18 protein-coding genes are annotated in these 16,345 nt (G+C 68.8%); 11 read left to right on the forward strand and 7 right to left on the reverse strand.

All coding sequences use genetic code 11. The features are described from left to right. Positions 1-76 precede the first annotated feature (76 nt). Both AC3ZI9_RS05110 and AC3ZI9_RS05115 read right to left on the reverse strand, forming a co-directional pair. A complete protein-coding gene (locus AC3ZI9_RS05110) occupies positions 77-451 on the reverse strand; it encodes an FmdB family zinc ribbon protein (RefSeq protein ID WP_444554242.1) in 375 nt (124 codons plus the stop codon). A gap of 92 nt (positions 452-543) precedes the next feature. Then, positions 544-1,143 (reverse strand): 5-formyltetrahydrofolate cyclo-ligase, encoded by a 600-nt coding sequence (locus AC3ZI9_RS05115; protein ID WP_444554241.1) that lies wholly within the window; start codon positions 1,141-1,143, stop codon positions 544-546. 117 nt (positions 1,144-1,260) lie between these two features. On the opposite strand from AC3ZI9_RS05115, the gene AC3ZI9_RS05120 reads away from it, so the two are divergent. The 3 genes from AC3ZI9_RS05120 to AC3ZI9_RS05130 all read left to right on the forward strand — a co-directional run bounded on the left by AC3ZI9_RS05120 (position 1,261) and on the right by AC3ZI9_RS05130 (position 4,240). Further along, positions 1,261-1,887, forward strand: a complete 627-nt coding sequence (locus tag AC3ZI9_RS05120; RefSeq protein ID WP_444561365.1) for a GNAT family N-acetyltransferase — start codon at positions 1,261-1,263, stop codon at positions 1,885-1,887. 94 nt (positions 1,888-1,981) lie between these two features. After that, positions 1,982-2,962, forward strand: a complete 981-nt coding sequence (locus AC3ZI9_RS05125) for a hypothetical protein (RefSeq protein WP_489923926.1) — start codon at positions 1,982-1,984, stop codon at positions 2,960-2,962. A gap of 33 nt (positions 2,963-2,995) precedes the next feature. After that, positions 2,996-4,240: a phosphotransferase gene (locus tag AC3ZI9_RS05130; protein WP_489923927.1), complete on the forward strand. Its 1,245-nt coding sequence runs from the start codon at positions 2,996-2,998 to the stop codon at positions 4,238-4,240. Here AC3ZI9_RS05130 and AC3ZI9_RS05135 read toward each other — a convergent pair whose 3' ends face one another. Further along, entirely contained in the window at positions 4,241-6,163 is a 1,923-nt protein-coding gene (locus tag AC3ZI9_RS05135; RefSeq protein ID WP_489923928.1) for a hypothetical protein, read from the reverse strand. A gap of 61 nt (positions 6,164-6,224) precedes the next feature. After that, on the reverse strand, positions 6,225-6,704 hold the full coding sequence (locus AC3ZI9_RS05140) for an Lrp/AsnC family transcriptional regulator (protein WP_444554236.1): 480 nt from the start codon (positions 6,702-6,704) through the stop codon (positions 6,225-6,227). A 168-nt stretch (positions 6,705-6,872) separates the two neighbouring features. Between AC3ZI9_RS05140 and AC3ZI9_RS05145 the strand changes: the two genes are divergently transcribed. Continuing rightward, positions 6,873-8,117 (forward strand): MFS transporter, encoded by a 1,245-nt coding sequence (locus AC3ZI9_RS05145; RefSeq protein WP_489923929.1) that lies wholly within the window; start codon positions 6,873-6,875, stop codon positions 8,115-8,117. A 4-nt stretch (positions 8,118-8,121) separates the two neighbouring features. Here AC3ZI9_RS05145 and AC3ZI9_RS05150 read toward each other — a convergent pair whose 3' ends face one another. Continuing rightward, on the reverse strand, positions 8,122-8,607 hold the full coding sequence (locus tag AC3ZI9_RS05150; protein WP_444554234.1) for an Lrp/AsnC family transcriptional regulator: 486 nt from the start codon (positions 8,605-8,607) through the stop codon (positions 8,122-8,124). A gap of 68 nt (positions 8,608-8,675) precedes the next feature. Between AC3ZI9_RS05150 and AC3ZI9_RS05155 the strand changes: the two genes are divergently transcribed. From AC3ZI9_RS05155 to AC3ZI9_RS05185, 7 genes are all read left to right on the forward strand, one after another. Then, positions 8,676-9,161 carry an NUDIX hydrolase gene (locus tag AC3ZI9_RS05155; protein ID WP_444554233.1) on the forward strand — a complete coding sequence of 162 codons (486 nt, stop codon included), beginning with the start codon at positions 8,676-8,678 and terminating at the stop codon, positions 9,159-9,161. After that, on the forward strand, positions 9,158-10,135 hold the full coding sequence (locus AC3ZI9_RS05160; RefSeq protein ID WP_444554232.1) for an ABC transporter ATP-binding protein: 978 nt from the start codon (positions 9,158-9,160) through the stop codon (positions 10,133-10,135). The genes AC3ZI9_RS05155 and AC3ZI9_RS05160 overlap by 4 nt, the downstream gene beginning before the upstream one ends. Beyond that, positions 10,122-10,805: an ABC transporter permease gene (locus AC3ZI9_RS05165; protein ID WP_489923930.1), complete on the forward strand. Its 684-nt coding sequence runs from the start codon at positions 10,122-10,124 to the stop codon at positions 10,803-10,805. Before AC3ZI9_RS05160 ends, AC3ZI9_RS05165 begins: the two co-directional genes overlap by 14 nt. After that, on the forward strand, positions 10,802-11,536 hold the full coding sequence (locus tag AC3ZI9_RS05170; protein WP_444554230.1) for an ABC transporter permease: 735 nt from the start codon (positions 10,802-10,804) through the stop codon (positions 11,534-11,536). Before AC3ZI9_RS05165 ends, AC3ZI9_RS05170 begins: the two co-directional genes overlap by 4 nt. Continuing rightward, on the forward strand, positions 11,533-12,498 hold the full coding sequence (locus tag AC3ZI9_RS05175; RefSeq protein ID WP_444554229.1) for an ABC transporter substrate-binding protein: 966 nt from the start codon (positions 11,533-11,535) through the stop codon (positions 12,496-12,498). The genes AC3ZI9_RS05170 and AC3ZI9_RS05175 overlap by 4 nt, the downstream gene beginning before the upstream one ends. Before the next feature lie 82 nt (positions 12,499-12,580). Beyond that, positions 12,581-13,795: a pyridoxal phosphate-dependent aminotransferase gene (locus tag AC3ZI9_RS05180; RefSeq protein WP_444554228.1), complete on the forward strand. Its 1,215-nt coding sequence runs from the start codon at positions 12,581-12,583 to the stop codon at positions 13,793-13,795. A 114-nt stretch (positions 13,796-13,909) separates the two neighbouring features. Then, positions 13,910-14,812 carry a PPK2 family polyphosphate kinase gene (locus tag AC3ZI9_RS05185; RefSeq protein WP_444554227.1) on the forward strand — a complete coding sequence of 301 codons (903 nt, stop codon included), beginning with the start codon at positions 13,910-13,912 and terminating at the stop codon, positions 14,810-14,812. A 5-nt stretch (positions 14,813-14,817) separates the two neighbouring features. Here AC3ZI9_RS05185 and AC3ZI9_RS05190 read toward each other — a convergent pair whose 3' ends face one another. Continuing rightward, the gene (locus tag AC3ZI9_RS05190) at positions 14,818-15,066 is read right to left on the reverse strand and encodes an exodeoxyribonuclease VII small subunit (RefSeq protein WP_444554226.1); all 249 of its coding nucleotides are present in this window, start codon (positions 15,064-15,066) and stop codon (positions 14,818-14,820) included. Further along, entirely contained in the window at positions 15,063-16,313 is a 1,251-nt protein-coding gene (gene xseA / locus AC3ZI9_RS05195; RefSeq protein WP_444566301.1) for an exodeoxyribonuclease VII large subunit, read from the reverse strand. The genes AC3ZI9_RS05190 and xseA overlap by 4 nt, the downstream gene beginning before the upstream one ends. Between the last annotated feature and the right edge of the window lie 32 nt (positions 16,314-16,345).

A 16,345-nucleotide genomic window follows, 5' to 3' on the forward strand; every position in this document is an offset into this window, starting at 1 on the left:
CCGGGGCGACCCGGAGACCGCCGGTTGTGGACGAAGCCGGCCCCCAGGGGAGACCGCGGCCCCTGTGAGGTGTCCGTCAGGAGTTCGTGGAGACCTTCTGCGCCGATGAGGCTCCGGAGGACCCGGAGGATCCGGAGGATCCCGTGGAGGAGGAGTCCGTAGAGGTGCCCGAGGAGGAATCGGAGGACGACTCCGACGTCGACGCGGAGTCCGACCCGCCGGCCTTGGTCCCGGAGGTGGAATCCTTCGTCGCCGGGGAGGAGCCGTTGGAACTGTTCCGTGAATCGTTCCGGTAGAAACCGGATCCCTTGAACACGACGCCGACGCTGTTGAACTTCTTGCGCAGCAAGCCATGGCACTGGGGGCATTCGGTCAGCGAATCCTCGCTGAAGGACTGCACGGTGTCGAAGGCGTGGCCGCAATCCTTGCAGGCATAGGCATAAGTGGGCATTGTCTTCCTTCATTGCACTGGTCTCGGCGGAGGGCCGGTGCGGTCCATCGAGGCCTTCTTGGCACTCACATCCGTCGAGTGCCAATTCTACCTCATGCGGTGCGCGGAGGACCGATCCAGGTGATTCCCGAGGCGGTGAGGACCCCGTCCACCGGCTGGTCCAGTTCCCCGACCTCGAAGGTCCCTGCCGGGACGAGCTCGTGCTCGTAGACCATGGCCAACAGCACCGGCCGGGTTCTGCGCTCGGCCAGCGAGGCGATGAAGCGGTCGTAGTATCCGCCGCCCTGGCCCAGCCGTCCACCGTCGGGATCCACGATCTGGGCGGGGACCAGGACGACATCGACGTCGTCCATGACCTCCACCCCGTGGCGTTCCCCGACGGGTTCGTCGATCGGGGCCACCGTGGCCCGGGCCATGGGAACCGAGGGGTACCAGTCGGCCCACGACAGTTGCCGCCCCGGCTCGCAGATGGGGACCAGAATCCGGTGCCCCAGCCCATGCAGCCGGTCCAGCAGTTCCGCGGTGGGTGGCTCGGAGCCGAAGGACAGGACCGAGGTCAAGGTGTATCTCCGGTCCCGGCCCAGCCAATCCAGCAGGACCGCGGCGATGCCCCTGGCTTCCTGCCGGCGTCGTTCGGGATCCATTTCACTGCGCAGGGTCCGGAAATGCGTACGGGCCGCCGCCTTGCTCATCGTCTCCACTCCTCGATGGTAGGACAGCGGAGGGCCGAAGCCGAGGGCAGGGACCGCCCGATGAAGCACCCCTGCGTCGAGGCCTCCGAACCGCGGTGCTGAGGATAAGCTGGGGGCATGGGATTCGGGACCGGTTCGTGGCCGGTGGTACTGGAAAGCGACGATCTTCTCCTGCGGCCGCTGCGCTACCGGGACAAGGCCGAATGGATGGCGTTGAAACGGCGCAACGCCGACTGGCTGCAGCCCTGGGAAGCCACGTCCCCACGTCCCGAGGGGCCGTTGCCGAGCTACCGGGACATGATCGCCTCGCTCAACCGCCAGGCCCGGGCCGGATTGACCCTTCCGTGGGCGATCGGCCTGCGCACCAGCGACCGACGCGAACCGACGATGGTCGGCCAGCTCACCGTCTCGGGCATCCTCTGGGGGTCGGCGCTGAGTGCCTCGCTCGGGTATTGGGTGGATGGCCGGTACGCCGGCCGGGGGATCACCCCGCATGCCGTGGCCCTGGCCACCGACTACTGCTTCTCGACGTTGGGACTGCACCGGATGGAAATCAACATCCGCCCTGAAAACGCCTCCAGTCTGCGCGTGGTGGACAAGCTCGGATTCCGGGATGAGGGTGTCCGCGAACGCTTCCTGCACATCGACGGCGCCTGGTGCGACCACCGGGCCTTCGCGCTGACCTCCGAAGAGGTCCCCGAAGGACTGCTCCAACGGTGGCTGGGCGACGCCGCCACCCGCTGAACCGCAGGTCATGCAGGGGTCCGGGACCGACTTCGGAGCGGACACACCGGGGTCAATGCCGCCCCCTGCGCGGTGGGCCACGTAACGTCGAGGTGTGGACATCCAAGTCGAAAGCTCAGTGGTCCTGGCGGCCATGATCGCCGTGCTGCTCGCCTTCATCGTCCCCTCACTCATCCGTCGCGGTCGGCGAACCGGCGAGCCCGCCTTCGTGCTCGCCTCGGCGCCCGACGAAGCACTTACGTCCGGCCCCGACCGGCTGGACGAAACACCGGCGCCGGACGGCCCGGACCCCGCCGAGGGCCCGCCGACCCAGGCCCCGACGACCAGCCCAGCCCACGACACCGAACGTCCCCGGAGGAACACCATGGCAACGCCCGCACGGACCCGGACCGCCGCACCGACCACGGCGGGTTTCCGGATCCGATACGGCCGGCTGTCGATCGCCCTGGCCGGCGTCCTGGCCGCGCTGGCGCTGGTGGTCGGTGGACTGCTGGCCCCCTTCGGGATCATCTCGGGGTTCGTCCCGCTCATCGGGGCGATCGTGCTCGTGGGATCCTTCATCGGACTGCGGGTGCTGGCCGTGCGGGATCGCAGGCGCAAGGTCCTGGCCCGCATGGACGCGATCTTCCACGAAGCCATGGACACCCGGCCGGCCGAACCGGTCGTCCGGCATCAGGCCACGGAGGTCTTCGACGCCCGGGAACAGGAGAACGCGCAGGCTTCGGCCCCCGCAGCCCAGGGCACCGTCCGTCACCACGCACCGCTCGCGGCCCCGACCGCCCCGGCGACCTGGGAACCGGTCGCCGTGCCGAAGCCCACCTACGTCGGAGCCGCCAAGGCCGAACGCCCCGCCCCCGAGCCGCTGCCGGCCGGCGAGGAGAAGAAGCCGCAGAAGGCCACCAGCATCCTGGCGCAGACCCGCCTCGCCGAGCAGGAGGCCCAGCTGGCCGAACGGGCCGAGCGCGCCGAACGGGGCGAAGAACTGCCCGCAGTGGCCGAGGCACCCCGTCGTCGTCCCGCGGCACCGGCCGGCGGGATGAACCTCGACGCCGTCCTGCAGCGCCGCCGGGCCTGAACCGGCGGGTAGCCGACACCGCGGTCCCCACCCATGCAGCCCGGATGGTCCGACGCCGAACAGGCAGAGGCCCTGGGCCGCCACGCACCGACACTGATTGCCCGGGTCTGGGCGGACCACTTCGACGCCCGGGTGGCCGGAACGGCCCGCCAGGTCCAGTTCCAGTTGCGGCCCGGCGCCGGGGCCAGCGCCGTCTACTCGCTGCGTCGCGGCACCACCGAGCATTTCGTGGGCCTGAGCACCGAACGGCTGGAGGCATCGCCGGGGCTGCGGCGTAGCGATGTCCCCGGTCCCGTGGGAGCGGACCGGGCGAGGATCCCGTTACGGATCTCCAGTTGGCTCCATCCGCAGGACCCCCGGCTGCCGGGCCTGGCCCATGCCGGGGTCGCAGCCACCGCCGAACGGCTCTGGGGTGGTGGTGACCGTCTGACGGATCTGCGGACCATGACCTACCGCCCCTTGCGCCGGGCCGTCTTCCGCGCTGACTTCTCGACCCCCGGGCCGGTGGTGGCCACCCGCAGGGTGTATTTGAAGGTCCTGCGGGCCGGGCAGGCCGAACCATTGGTGTTGCGCCACCGGCTACTGGCCGACGCCGGCCTGCCCGTGGCCGACGTGCTCGACCCGGTGGCCCATTCGGTCGTGGCCACCGCCGGGCTCCCCGGCACCGCGCTGGGCGCGGCCATGCGCCTGGAAGGAGCCGGCGGGGTGCACCCGGCCACGCTGGTGTCCCTGCTGGACCGGCTGCCCGCCGCGGTGCTGGATCTTCCCCGCCACCCGTCCTGGACGGACCGACTGTCCCGCTACGCCCACGCGGCCGGTAGCGCGCTGCCGGAGGAACGCCGGGGGATCGCCGCGCTGGCGGACCACCTGCGCCTGGTCATCGACGCGCACGACGCCGGACCGGTGGTTCCGGTGCACGGGGACTTTTACGAAGCCAATCTGCTCATGGACGGCCCCGCGGTCAGCGGGCTCCTGGATCTGGACTCGGTGGGACCGGGACACCGGGTCGATGACCTGGCCTGCCTGCTGGGACACCTGGCCATGATCCCCGCGCTCGGGGGCAGGAACTTCCGACAGGAACGAATCATCTGGTCGACGCTGCAGGCGTGGGGCACCGAATTCTCTCGGGAGGTGGAGGCCGGCTCCCTCTACGCCCGGGCTGCAGCCGTGGCGGTGTCCCTCATCGCCGGGGCCAGGAGGCCGGGCATGCGGACCTGGAACCGGGAAGCACTGGCCCGCCTCGACGTGGCCCGGCGGCTGGCCGAACTGGCGCAGTAGCTAGCCGGGTTCAGGGTCCTCCGGGGTGCCCTGCGGGTCCGGACCTTCCACCGGGTCCTCCGGGTCGGTGGCGTTGGCCCCGGTCGTGGGGGCGGGATCGTTGCCGTCCCGGGGTTCCTCGTCGTCCTCCGGCTCGTCGCGGTCATAGGTCTCCTGCGCCTCCACGAGGGCCCGGTTGGCCAGATCCGCGGCCTCCTTGGCCTGCACCGGCAATCCGAGGGTGGTCAGGACCTCGGAAAGGCCGCGTTGGGCCGCATAGAAGTGCGCGACGCTCTGGCGGTGTTCGGCCGCGATGAGCCGGTACAACTGGATGGCCTCGTCCCCGCGGTCCGTCTGGGAGAGCACATGGGCGGCAAAGAGCTCGGCGTTGCCGGCCCCGTCGGAGTCCTCGGCCACCCGGAAGAGGTCGGCGGCCTCCAAGGCCGCGGCCACGGCTTCGGTGGGGTAGTCCAACGCCCAGAGTGAGCGGGCCCGGGTGTCCCGGAAGTCCGCTTGATGCCAGTCGGCCCCGTCGTCGTCCGCGAGTTCGATCGCCTCGGCCAGGATGACCAGACCGGTGGGGTCCCCGCTTTCGGACAGGGCGTGGCCGTAGGCGTGCAGGGCCACCGGCAGGACGGTCGGATCGTCTTCGCAGGCGCGCGCCAGCTCGGTGGCGCGGGAGAAATGGGCCAGGCAGGCCCCGGGGTCCTCGGCGTCCGAGAGCAGGGTGCCGGCGCTGAGGTGGGCGCGGGCGGCATCGCCGGCCAGACCGGAGGCCTCGAACCCGGCGGCGGCCTTCTCCCAGACCTGCAGGGCATCCACCTCGCGATCCTGGTGCCGCAGGCAATGCCCGAGGGACATCAGCGTCCGGGCGGCGTCATCCTCCCGTCCGCGGGCTTCCAACAGCTGGGCCAGCGATTCGAGGACCTCCTCGGCGAGCAGGAACTCCTCGGCCTCCAGCAGTTGGTTGCCCAGGGCCAGACGGATGGCCCAGGTCTCCTCGAATTCTCCGCGTTCGGCCTGCTCGACGGCTATCCGCCAAGCGGTGATCGCAGCGTCCTGGTCCAGATCGGCCGAGGCGAAGTTGGCCACCAGGGCGGCGGCGGAGATCGCCCCGCGGCGCACCCCGGAGGCCGAATACAATTCCAGCGCCTCGACGGCGCAGCCCTCTGCCTCCACCGGATGCCCCAATTCGTGGTGGCAGGAGGCCTTGACCATCCAGATCGCCGCCCGCATCGCCTGGTTGGTCCGCAGGGCCAGCAACCGGTCGGCGGCCTCGATGGCCTCGGGCTGCCGGCCGTGTTTGGCGAAGCCGTGGGCCAGGTACAGCAGCGCCCCGGCCTCGCTTTCGGCACGACCGCCATCGCGGTAGTCGTCGGCACAGCGCTGCAACTCCTCCAAGGCGGATTCGTCGCCGCCCTCGAAGCGGACCACGGCCAGGGGGAGCCGGGCATCGGCCAGGACGTCGGCGTGGGCCCCGGAGGCCGCATGGGTGGCCAGGGCGGCCTGCAGGATGGCGGTTTCCTCGGGACGGGGCTCGCGGAAGAGCAGCCCGCCCAGATGTTCCTCGAGATCGGCCTGATGGGTCCGGCCGGCAGAGCGCAACAGGACGATCCGCCGGGCGGCGGCCTCCTCGGCGTCGGAGATGTTGCCATCGAGCTGCTGGACCGAGGCCAGGACCCCGAGCAGCGACAAGGCGGTCTCGAGGGCGGGGGAGTCCTCCCCGGTCGCGCAGACACCCTCCCCGGTCGCGGGGGCCCCTGCCAAGAGGGGGCGCAGCAGATCGAGTCCGGCGGCTGCGGCGCGCGCGGCCCCCGGATGGTCCTCCGAATAGGCGCGGTCGTAGGCCAGCTCAAGCCAACCGTGGGCGGTGGCGGGCGAGGCCAGCGGGTCCGGCTGCGGCATGCCGGAAATCTCCTGCAGCCGCTGTGTCAATGCCGACAAGTACCTGATTCTCCCAAGTTCTGCGTTTCGTTCGTTCCCGGGTGGCCGGTGGCCTTCCAGCTTAGTGCCTGCCCGGCCCGGCGAGGTGCCGAAGTAGTGGTTCGGCGCGGTACGGGATGTGTTCACTCAAGGCCAGGGAGGTCTCGGTGCGGATCACCCCGCGCATGCGCAGGATCGAGCGCAACAGGCTTTGCAGGTGGTGGGTGTCCCGGGCGACGACCCGGCACCAGACGTCGCCGCGCCCGGAGATCTCATGGACCTCCAGGACCTGCTCCTGGGTGCGCAGGGCGGCGATGACGGAATCGAGCTCGCGGTGGGAGACCTCGATGGTGATGAAGGCCAGCACGTCGAATCCCAGCGCCGCCAGATCCACTTCCCGTCCGCCATGGCGCAGCACCCCGGTCCGGTCCAGGCGTTTAAGCCGGGACTGCACGGTGTTCCGGGCGACCCCCAAGGTGGTGGAGAGGTCCCCGATCTGGGCCCGGGGGTCCTCGAGCAGGGCCAGCACCAGACGCAATTCGAGTTCATCAAAAGTAGCCATAGTGCGTCCCAGTAGATCACATTGACAATAAATTTTGATCAAAACCATCAATTTTGAACTTCTATATGTACTATTTCGGCTCATCCTCACCCAGAATGGCTACTCGAAGGTCAAAGCGGGACATCCACCGTTCAGGCCGCCACCGCCCGACCCACCCTGTGAGGCCTCGTGACCGTCATCAGCGAACTGCGCATGCGCGCCCAGCCCACCGCCTCCACCCGCGGTTGGAACGCCTCCGTGAAGGCGCGGCTGCTGCTGACCTTCGCGGCCATGACGCTGTTGCTCATCGGGGCGAACCTGGCCACGCCCTTGTATCCGCTGCTGCAGGAGCAGCTCGATCTGGGGCCTTTCGCGGTGACGCTGGCTTTCGCCTCCTACGTGCTGGCCCTCATCGCCGGACTGGTGCTCTACGGTCACTGGTCCGATCACATCGGCCGCCGGGCGGCCCTGGTGGTCGCGGTCCTCGTGGGCCTGGCCGGCTCGCTGGTCTTCGGCATGGCCTCCGGACTCGGCGGACTGATCTTCGGCCGCATCCTGCAGGGGGCCGCCGTCGCCCTGTGCACCGGAGCCAGCAGCGCCGCCCTGCGCGAACTGCTGCCCCGCAACCCCGAATGGGCCAGCCGGCTGACCCTGCTGGCCTCCGCGTCCGGGGTGGCCGCGGGCCCGGTGCTCGGCGGCGCGCTCGGCGTGTTTCCCCGGCCGGACCTCACGCCGTTCCTGCTGCTGGGGTTCGCCCTGCTGCTGGTGCTGGTGCCGTTGTGGGTGCTGCACGCCCGCCCCGCCCTGGACCCGGCCCCGGGGGCGGCAGCCGTCAAGGCCCTGCGTCCGCGCCGTCTGGGCCCCGTGGCCGATGCCCGGGTGCAGTTCCGCCGGGCGGCCGCCATCGGGTTCCTGAGTTTCGCACTCTTCGGCTTCGGCCTCTCACTGGCGCCCCGCTATTTCGCCGACCTGTTCGGGATCACCTCGATGCTGGGCATCGGCACGTTGGCGGCCCTGACCCTCATGGCCTCGGCCGCCGCCCAACTGCTGGGGCGCTCGCACCGGGGGTTGCTGCCGGTGGCGCTGATGGTCATGGCCACCGGGATCGTACTGATCGCCGTCGCCGGGTCCGTGCGCAGCCTGCCGCTGCTCATTGCCGCCAGCCTGCTGGCAGGGGCCGGACAAGGCACCGCCTTCCGCACGGCCTTCAACGACGTCGCGTTGGCGGTGGAACCTTCCCAGCACTCCCAGGTCATCAGCACCGTGTATGTGGTGACCTACCTGGGCAGCGCCGTCCCCGTGCTCTGCCTCGGCCTGGTCGCCGGGCTCATCGGCCTGCCCGCAGCGGTGGCCTGGTTCGCCGGGATCATCGCCGCCGGCTGCCTGGCGGTGGCCATCAGCGTGCTGGCCCACCGCCGACCCGCGGCCGCCTAAGGCCTCAAAGCGGGCCGGCCTGCCCCTGGACGTGGTCGAAGACCAACGTCGTCTCGGTATGGCCGACGGCTTCATCGGTGGCCAGGTTGTCCAAGACCCAATCGCGCAGGGCCTCCGTGGAGGGGACCGCGACGTGGAGCAGGTAGTCGGTGCCGCCGGAGACATGGAACATCGACAGGACCTCGGGCAACTGCGGAACCCCACCGGTGAACCGGTCGATCTGCACCCGGTCGTGGATCCGCAGCTTCACCGCGATCAACGCCTGGACGCTGCGCCCGACGGCCGGTAGGTGCAACCGGGCATGGTAGCCCTCGATGATCCCGCGCTCGACCAGCTGGCGGGTGCGCAGCAGGGCGGTCGACGGAGCGATCCCGGCCCGCTGGGCCAACGCGGCATTGCTGATGCGTGCGTCGGCGAGCAGTTCGGTGATCAACACACGGTCGACCTCGTCCAACGGGGCGTTTCCCAGGGGCTTCTTGGCGGCAGGCATGCCAATATTCCACCACATGCGGCCGGGTCCGCGGAGCGGGAGGGTCTGCGGCACAGTACGCTGGGGCCATGAGCGCTGCGCCCCGGAAGCCGGAGACAGGTTTCGATACGCGGCTGGCCGCCTATTGCGTGGTGGTCCGCCGATCCAAGATCCTGCTGGCCCTATGGGACATGCGACCCAGCTGGCCTGGCTTCACCCCCCGCTGGACCCTCCCCGGGGGAGGCGTCGAACTCGGAGAGGCCATCGAGGACGGTGCCGTCCGCGAGGTCTCGGAGGAAACCGGCTACGACGTGCGCCTGACCGCGCTGCTCGACGTCGATGCCGGACATGTTCCTGCCGAATCCAGATTGCACCCGACCAGTAAACCGCTGCAGAACGTCGCGGTGCTCTACTCCGCCGAGATCACCGGCGGGGAACTGGAATTCGAAGTCGACGGCACCACCTCCGAGGCCGGCTGGTTCGACCTCGCAGAGCTGTCCCGGCTGGAGCGGACCTCCCGGGTTGATTGGGCCGTGAAAGCACACCACCACCACGTCGACGGGGGCCGTCCATGATCCGATTCCAGCAGGTGAACAAGCAGTACGACGGCGGTGCTCCAGCCGTCTCCGACCTCAACCTGGAGATTCCCGAGGGCTCCATCACCGTTTTCGTCGGCCCCTCCGGCTGCGGGAAGACCACGTCGCTGCGGATGATCAACCGCATGGTGGATCCGACATCGGGCACCATCGAGGTCGATGGCCGCAACATCGCCGACGTCGCCCCCTATCAGCTGCGCCGTTCCATGGGCTACGTCATGCAGGCGGGCGGACTCATGCCGCACCGCACCATCGCCGAGAACATTGCCACCGTGCCCCGGCTCATCGGCACCGCCAAGGCGGACTACCGTCGCCGCGTGCAGGAACTGCTGGAGACCGTGGGGCTGGACGCTGAACTCGCTGGACGGTACCCCTCCCAGCTCTCGGGGGGCCAGCAGCAACGGGTCGGGGTGGCCCGCGCCCTGGCCGCCGATCCGCCCGTGCTGCTCATGGACGAACCCTTCAGCGCCGTGGACCCGGTGGTCCGCGGGGAATTGCAGAACGAACTGCTGCGGCTGCAGGACCAACTCTCCAAGACCATTGTCTTCGTCACCCATGACATCGACGAGGCGGTCCTGCTGGGAGACCACGTCGCGGTGATGGGCAACGCCGGAATACTGCAACAGTTCAGCCCGCCGGACGAACTGCTGCGGGCCCCCGCCAACGATTTCGTCGCCCACTTCATCGGCCGGGACCGTGGCTTCCGGGCTTTGTCCTTCCGACCCGCCACCGAACTGCGCTGGAAGTCCCTGGCCGGCCATACCGACGACGACGTGGCGCGGGCCGTCCGGATCCCACGCTCCTCCACCGTCCGCGCCGCCCTGGACGCCGCCCTGACCTCGCTCTCCGGGCTGGCGCTCGCCGTGGACGAGGACGGAACCGAAACCGGACTGCTGGATGCCGAGGAGATCGGCCGGCAGATCGGGGGGAGGGACCACGATGAAGTGGCTTGAAGGCCACTGGCAGGAGGTGTTGAGCCTGGCCGGTAGCCACCTGGTCCAATCGATCCTGCCGTTGCTGCTGGCGGCCCTCATCTCGATTCCCGTGGCCCGGCTGATCCGCATCAACGGAACCCGCCGGCGTCGTACCGTGAGGTGGGGTGTGGTCCAGCTCAGTGCCCTGCTCTACACGATCCCCTCGCTGGCGTTGTTCGTGGTGTTGCCCTCCATCCTGGGCACACAGATCCTGGACCCGTTGAACATCATCGTCGCGTTGACCATGTATGCCATCGCCCTGCTGGTGCGGAGTGCCGCCGATGCCCTGGAATCGGTGGATCCCGCGGTTCTGCGCGCCGCCGACGCCATGGGCTACCGGCCGGTGCGCCGGTTCTTCTCGGTGGACCTTCCGCTGTCGTTGCCGGTGCTCTTTCCCGCGTTGCGCGTGGTGTCGGTCAGCAACATCTCCCTGGTCAGCGTCGGGGCACTGATCGGTATCGACAACCTGGGGACCTTGTTCATGGACGGGTTGCGGCGTAGTTTCACTTTCGAAGTCGGGGTGGGCATCGTCGCCACGTTGCTCCTGGCCCTGCTGATGGACCTGATCCTCGTGTTGGCCCAACGCATGCTCACCCCCTGGGAACGCGCCAGGAGCGCACCGCGAGCGACCCGGTGGGTGGCCGCATGAGCGCCCCCACCACGGCGTTCGCCCTGCTGCCCGCCGCCGTGCCCACGGCCGGTCCGCTGGGCGGACTCGCCGAATGGTTCTCCCGCCCCGGGACGCTCTCCGGCCCCGGAGGCATCCCGACCCGCCTGGTCGAGCACCTGGCCTATACCGGCCTGACCCTGGCGATCGCCCTGGTCATCGCCGTCCCCATCGGGCTCTACGTCGGACACACCGGCAAGGGCCGGGTCGCGGTCATCGCCGGATCCGGCATGTTGCGGGCCCTGCCGACGCTGGGCATGGTCACCTTGTTCATCCTGCTCTCCGGAACGCTGGGCATCATGCCGCCGATCTGGGCCCTGGTGCTGTTGGCGGTGCCACCCCTGCTGGCCGGGATCGCCGCAGGCATCTCCGCCGTCAACCCCGGAATCGTCGATGGGGCCCGGGCCATGGGCCTGACGGAACCCCAGGTGCTTTTCACCGTCGAGGTCCCCAATGCGCTGCCCGTCCTCATGGGCGCCCTGCGTCTGGCGGTCCTGCAGGTCATCGCCACCGTCGCCATCGTCTCGATCATCAACCTCGGAGGGCTGGGCCGTTATCTCATCGACGGCATTGCCGTCCGTGACTACCCCCAGGTCTTCGGCGGGGCCGTCGTCATCGCTGCATTGGCTATTGTGGTTGATGCGGTGCTGGCGATGGTCCAACGGATTGCCGTCTCGCCCGGCTTGAGAACCAACACAGGAGGCACCCCATGAACCGCATCAACCCACCAGGAGCCCGCCCGGTCCGCCGGGCCCGGCTCGCGGCCGCACTCGGAATCGTCGCAGCCCTCGGCCTGTCGGCCTGCAGCGGCTCGGACCCGCTGGCCGGCGACAGTGCCCAGGCCTCGGGGTCGGCACTGGACCGACCGCTGGTCATCGGCAGCGCCGATTTCCCCGAATCCCAAATCATCGCCGAGCTCTATGCCGGGGCCCTGGAAGGCGCCGGGATCGACGCGACGACCAAACCTGGCATCGGGGCCCGCGAGGCCTATGTCGGGGCCGTGAAGGACGGGTCGGCCGACGTCGTCCCGGACTATTCGGGAAACCTGCTGCTCTTCTTCGACAAGGACGCCAAGGCCGTCTCCGACACGGAGATCACCGACGCGCTCCAGGACGCCGTGCCCGAGGGACTCGGCGTGCTCAAGGCCTCCGCGGCGGAGGACAAGGACTCGATGGTCGTCACCTCGGCGACCGCCGAGAAATATGACCTCAAGACGGTGTCCGATCTGGCGAAGGTCTGCGACAAGCTGGTCCTGGGGGCACCGCCGGAGTTCAAGACGCGCGCCTACGGGCTGCCGGGGCTGGAAAAGGCCTACGACTGCGTCCCGAAATCCTTCGAACCCATTGCCGACGGCGGCGGCCCGCTGACCGTGAAGGCGCTGATCTCCGATCAGGTCCAGATCGCCGACATCTTCACCACCAGCCCGGCCATCGAGGACAACGGTCTGGTCTCCCTGGAGGACCCTAAGGACAACTTCATCGCCCAGCAGGTCCTGCCGCTGATCAACGCCGGCGTGGTCAGCCAGGAAGCGGCGGGGGTGCTGGACCAGGTCTCCAGCGAACTGACCACCGACGACCTGGTGGAACTGAACCGCTCGGTCTCCGGTGACGCGAAGCTGGACCCGGCCGAGGCGGCCGGGGAATGGCTCAAGGACAAGGGGCTGGACGGGAAGTAGCACCTCACCGACCCCCAGTGGTTCCCGCAGCGCCGGGTCATCCTTCCGGGATGACCCGGCGCTGCTGTCATATGCTGGGACAATGCCCGAGTTCAAGCAGTCCAATAAGCTCCACAACGTCCTCTACGACATCCGCGGCCCGCTGCTCGAGCACGCCCAACGGATGGAATCCGAGGGCCACCGGATCCTGAAGCTGAACATCGGCAACCCGGCACCCTTCGGGTTCGACGCCCCCGACTCGATCCTGGTGGACATCATCCGCAACCTGCCCCAGGCGCAGGGTTATTCGGATTCGCGCGGCATCTTCTCCGCCCGGACGGCGGTCTCGCAGTATTACCAGACCCGGGGCATCCAGACGATCGGCGTCGATGACGTCTATCTGGGCAACGGGGTCTCCGAATTGATCACGCTGAGCCTGAATGCCCTGTTGAACAACGGCGACGAGATCCTCATCCCGGCCCCGGACTACCCGCTGTGGACGGCCTCGGTGTCGCTGGCCGGGGGCACCCCAGTGCACTACCTCAGCGTCGAAGAGGAGGGCTGGCTCCCGGATCTGGAGGACATCGAAGCGAAGATCACCCCGCGCACCAAGGGCCTGGTGATCATCAACCCGAACAACCCCACCGGTGCGGTCTACCCCAAGCATGTGCTGGAGGGGATGCTCGAGCTGGCCCGCAAACATTCACTGATCGTCTTCTCCGACGAGATCTACGAAAAGATCCTCTACGACGACGCGGTGCACCACAACACGGCGGCCCTGGCCGACGACGTCCTGATCATGACCTTCTCCGGGCTCTCCAAGGCCTACCGGGTCTGCGGTTTCCGGGCCGGGTGGATGGCCATCTCCGGGCCCCGGCATCTGGCCGCGGACTACATCGAAGGCATCAACCTGCTGACGAACATGCGCCTCTGCGCCAACGTCCCGGCACAACACGCCATCCAGACGGCCCTGGGCGGATACCAGTCGATCAACGACTTCCTGCTGCCCGGAGGCCGGCTCAAGGAACAGCGCGACACCGCCTACCGGTTGCTCAACGAGATCGACGGCGTCTCGGTCCAGCAGGCCCAGGGAGCGATGTACCTGTTCCCGAAACTGGACCGGGAGGTCTTCCGTTTCGACAACGACGAGCAGTTCGCCCTGGATCTGCTCAAACAGCAGAAGATCCTCATCTCCCACGGGCGGGCCTTCAACTGGATCACCTCCGACCATTTTCGGCTGGTCACCCTGCCGTCGGTGCCTGACCTGGAGGAGGCCATCGGACGGATCGCCGAGTTCCTGGACGACATCCGCCGCTGAGCCGGTTCCGCCCCACCGTCGTGCTCCCGCCGCTATCCGCGCAGGGCCCCGGATGGCATAGTGGACCGCACGGTGGAGGTGCCGCCGGACGAGCGAACCGCTAAGGGGCCTCATATGGGCAAGAAGCACAAGAAATCCCAGGGTTTCCCGGGGGCCTCCTTCGGGGTCACCCACCCGCTATCGGCCCTGTTGCGGGCCGGCCGGGGCTTCTCCCTGCAGGATGCCGACCCCGGGGCGAAACCCGGCTTCCCCGGGAGCAAGAAGGACGGGCGGAAGGCGTTGGCCGCCGCCGATGAACGCCTCGACGACCTGCAGGAACGCCTCTACGCGCAGGCGATCGGCGGCGACGCCACCGAACGGGTGTTGTTGGTCCTGCAGGCCATGGACACCGCCGGCAAGGGCGGGATCGTGCGCCACGTCATCGGATCCGTGGACCCGCAGGGGGTGGAGCTGCAATCGTTCAAGGCGCCGACGGCGGCCGAGAAACGCCACGACTTCCTGTGGCGGATCGAACGCCGTCTGCCGCATGCGGGCATGATCGGGGTCTTCGACAGATCGCATTACGAGGACGTGCTCATCGGACGGGTGAGGTCCTTGGCCACCGACGAGGAAATCGAACGGCGTTACGGGGCGATCCGCGAGTTCGAGGAACGCATCGCCGCTGAAGGCACTCGCATCATCAAGGTCATGCTCCATATTTCACCGCAGGAGCAGTACCAGCGTTTGGCGAAGCGACTGGACCGCAAGGACAAATACTGGAAGTTCGCCCCCGACGACATCGATGACCGGCTCCTCTGGGAGGAGTACATGCAGGCCTACCAGCGGGTCATCGAGGAAACCGATGCGGATCATGCCCCGTGGTACGTCGTGCCGGCCAACCGCAAATGGTATGCCCGGGTGGCCGTGCAGCATCTGCTGCTCGAGACCCTGGCGGGGATGGACCCGCAATGGCCTGCCGCCCGCTTCGATGTGGACGCCGAACGTCTCCGGCTCAAGGAGTCCAAGGACGTCGGCTGAGCCGATCAGCTGCCCGCCGTCTCCTCGGCGTCGCCACGACCGGCCCGGTTGCGGGCGGCGTCCAGGCGTTCCCGGGCGCCTTCGAGCCAGGCCTCACAGCGGGCGGCCAGCGCCTCGCCACGCTCCCAGAGGGCCAACGACTGCTCGAGGCTGGCCCCGCCTGCTTCGAGCTGGGCCACCACGGCCACCAGTTCCTCACGGGCCTGTTCGTAGCTCAGCGCTGCGATATCGCCGGTGGAGTCCGTCTCTGTCATTGTGGTGCCTTCCTGTCGTGCATCGTGTCCTGGTCGTCGTCCTGCCCCGACAGGACGACGGCGGTGAGTTTCCCCCGGGCCAGCCGGATGGCCAGCTCGGTGTCGGGGGGAGCATCGGCGGGGGAGCGGACCACGGCACCGTGGGCTGTCTGGACGACCGCATACCCCCGGTCCAGGGTCTGTTGCGGTGACAGTGCCCTGACCTGGGCCCGCAGATGCGCCACGGCATCACGCCCGCGCCGCACCAACGTATCGATGGAACGATGCGATCTTTCACGCAGACGCTCCAGGTCCTCGCTCCTGACCTGCACCATGCCCTCCGGATGGGAAAGGACCGGCCGGGTACGCAGGGATTCGAGCTGGTGGGACGCACGGTCCAGGAACAACACCACCGAGCGGTCCAGCCGCTGCCGGGCCTGCTCGATCCCCTGCAACTCCTCGGCCAGATCCGGGACGATCCGCTTGGCGGCGTCCGTGGGCGTGGAGGCCCGCAAATCGGCCACGTCGTCGAGGATCGGCCGATCGGCTTCGTGTCCGATCGCGCTGACCACAGGCGTCGTCGCCGCGGCGACCGCACGGACGAGTTCCTCGGCGCTGAAGGGCAATAGATCCTCCAGCGCACCGCCACCGCGGGCGATGACAATCAGATCGACCTCCGGGTCGGCATCGAGCTCCCGGAGCGCGGCGATGACTTCGGGAACGGCATTGACCCCCTGCACCGCGGTGTTGCGAACCGTGAAGTCCACGGCCGGCCAGCGCAGCGTGGAATTGCGGATGACGTCCTTTTCCGCGTCCGAGTCACGCCCTGTGATCAAACCGATCCGTTGCGGTAGCAGCGGAAGCCGGAGTTTCCGGGACGGGTCGAAGAGTCCCTCTCCGGCCAGGGCATGGCGCAGCCGTTCGAGCCGGGCGAGCAGATCGCCCAACCCGACGGGCCGCACGTCCGAGGCGATCATCGACAGGCGGCCGGTCTTCAGATAAAGGTTCGGGGCCACCCGGGCCACCACCCGGGAGCCGACCTCGGGTTTGGTCTCCAGCCGGCGCATCACCGAGGACCAGACGTTGACCGAGAGTGAATATTCGACGTCGACATCGCGCATGGTCAGATAGGCGTGGCCGTTGCGGACATTGGCTTCGAGGAGCTGGCCTTCGATCCAGGCCGCCGGCGCCCGTTCGACATGCTGCTTGAGCTTTTCGGAGAAGACCCGCAGCGGCCAGGGGGCGTCGGGGCTGGTGTCACCGGCCATCGGGGGCAAGATGGCTCCGCCATCGGGCTGCC

The organism is Arthrobacter sp. AOP36-F1-5, from assembly GCF_058137995.1.

Bases quoted from the DNA above. Each gene is read 5' to 3' on its own strand.
- AC3ZI9_RS05110 (WP_444554242.1), bottom strand. From the start codon at position 451: ATGCCCACTTATGCCTATGCCTGCAAGGATTGCGGCCACGCCTTCGAC.
- AC3ZI9_RS05115 (WP_444554241.1), bottom strand. From the start codon at position 1,143: ATGAGCAAGGCGGCGGCCCGTACGCATTTCCGGACCCTGCGCAGTGAA.
- AC3ZI9_RS05120 (WP_444561365.1), top strand. From the start codon at position 1,261: ATGGGATTCGGGACCGGTTCGTGGCCGGTGGTACTGGAAAGCGACGAT.
- AC3ZI9_RS05130 (WP_489923927.1), top strand. From the start codon at position 2,996: ATGCAGCCCGGATGGTCCGACGCCGAACAGGCAGAGGCCCTGGGCCGC.
- AC3ZI9_RS05140 (WP_444554236.1), bottom strand. From the start codon at position 6,704: ATGGCTACTTTTGATGAACTCGAATTGCGTCTGGTGCTGGCCCTGCTC.
- AC3ZI9_RS05150 (WP_444554234.1), bottom strand. From the start codon at position 8,607: ATGCCTGCCGCCAAGAAGCCCCTGGGAAACGCCCCGTTGGACGAGGTC.
- AC3ZI9_RS05155 (WP_444554233.1), top strand. From the start codon at position 8,676: ATGAGCGCTGCGCCCCGGAAGCCGGAGACAGGTTTCGATACGCGGCTG.
- AC3ZI9_RS05160 (WP_444554232.1), top strand. From the start codon at position 9,158: ATGATCCGATTCCAGCAGGTGAACAAGCAGTACGACGGCGGTGCTCCA.
- AC3ZI9_RS05165 (WP_489923930.1), top strand. From the start codon at position 10,122: ATGAAGTGGCTTGAAGGCCACTGGCAGGAGGTGTTGAGCCTGGCCGGT.
- AC3ZI9_RS05170 (WP_444554230.1), top strand. From the start codon at position 10,802: ATGAGCGCCCCCACCACGGCGTTCGCCCTGCTGCCCGCCGCCGTGCCC.
- AC3ZI9_RS05175 (WP_444554229.1), top strand. From the start codon at position 11,533: ATGAACCGCATCAACCCACCAGGAGCCCGCCCGGTCCGCCGGGCCCGG.
- AC3ZI9_RS05180 (WP_444554228.1), top strand. From the start codon at position 12,581: ATGCCCGAGTTCAAGCAGTCCAATAAGCTCCACAACGTCCTCTACGAC.
- AC3ZI9_RS05185 (WP_444554227.1), top strand. From the start codon at position 13,910: ATGGGCAAGAAGCACAAGAAATCCCAGGGTTTCCCGGGGGCCTCCTTC.
- AC3ZI9_RS05190 (WP_444554226.1), bottom strand. From the start codon at position 15,066: ATGACAGAGACGGACTCCACCGGCGATATCGCAGCGCTGAGCTACGAA.
- xseA (WP_444566301.1), bottom strand. From the start codon at position 16,313: ATGGCCGGTGACACCAGCCCCGACGCCCCCTGGCCGCTGCGGGTCTTC.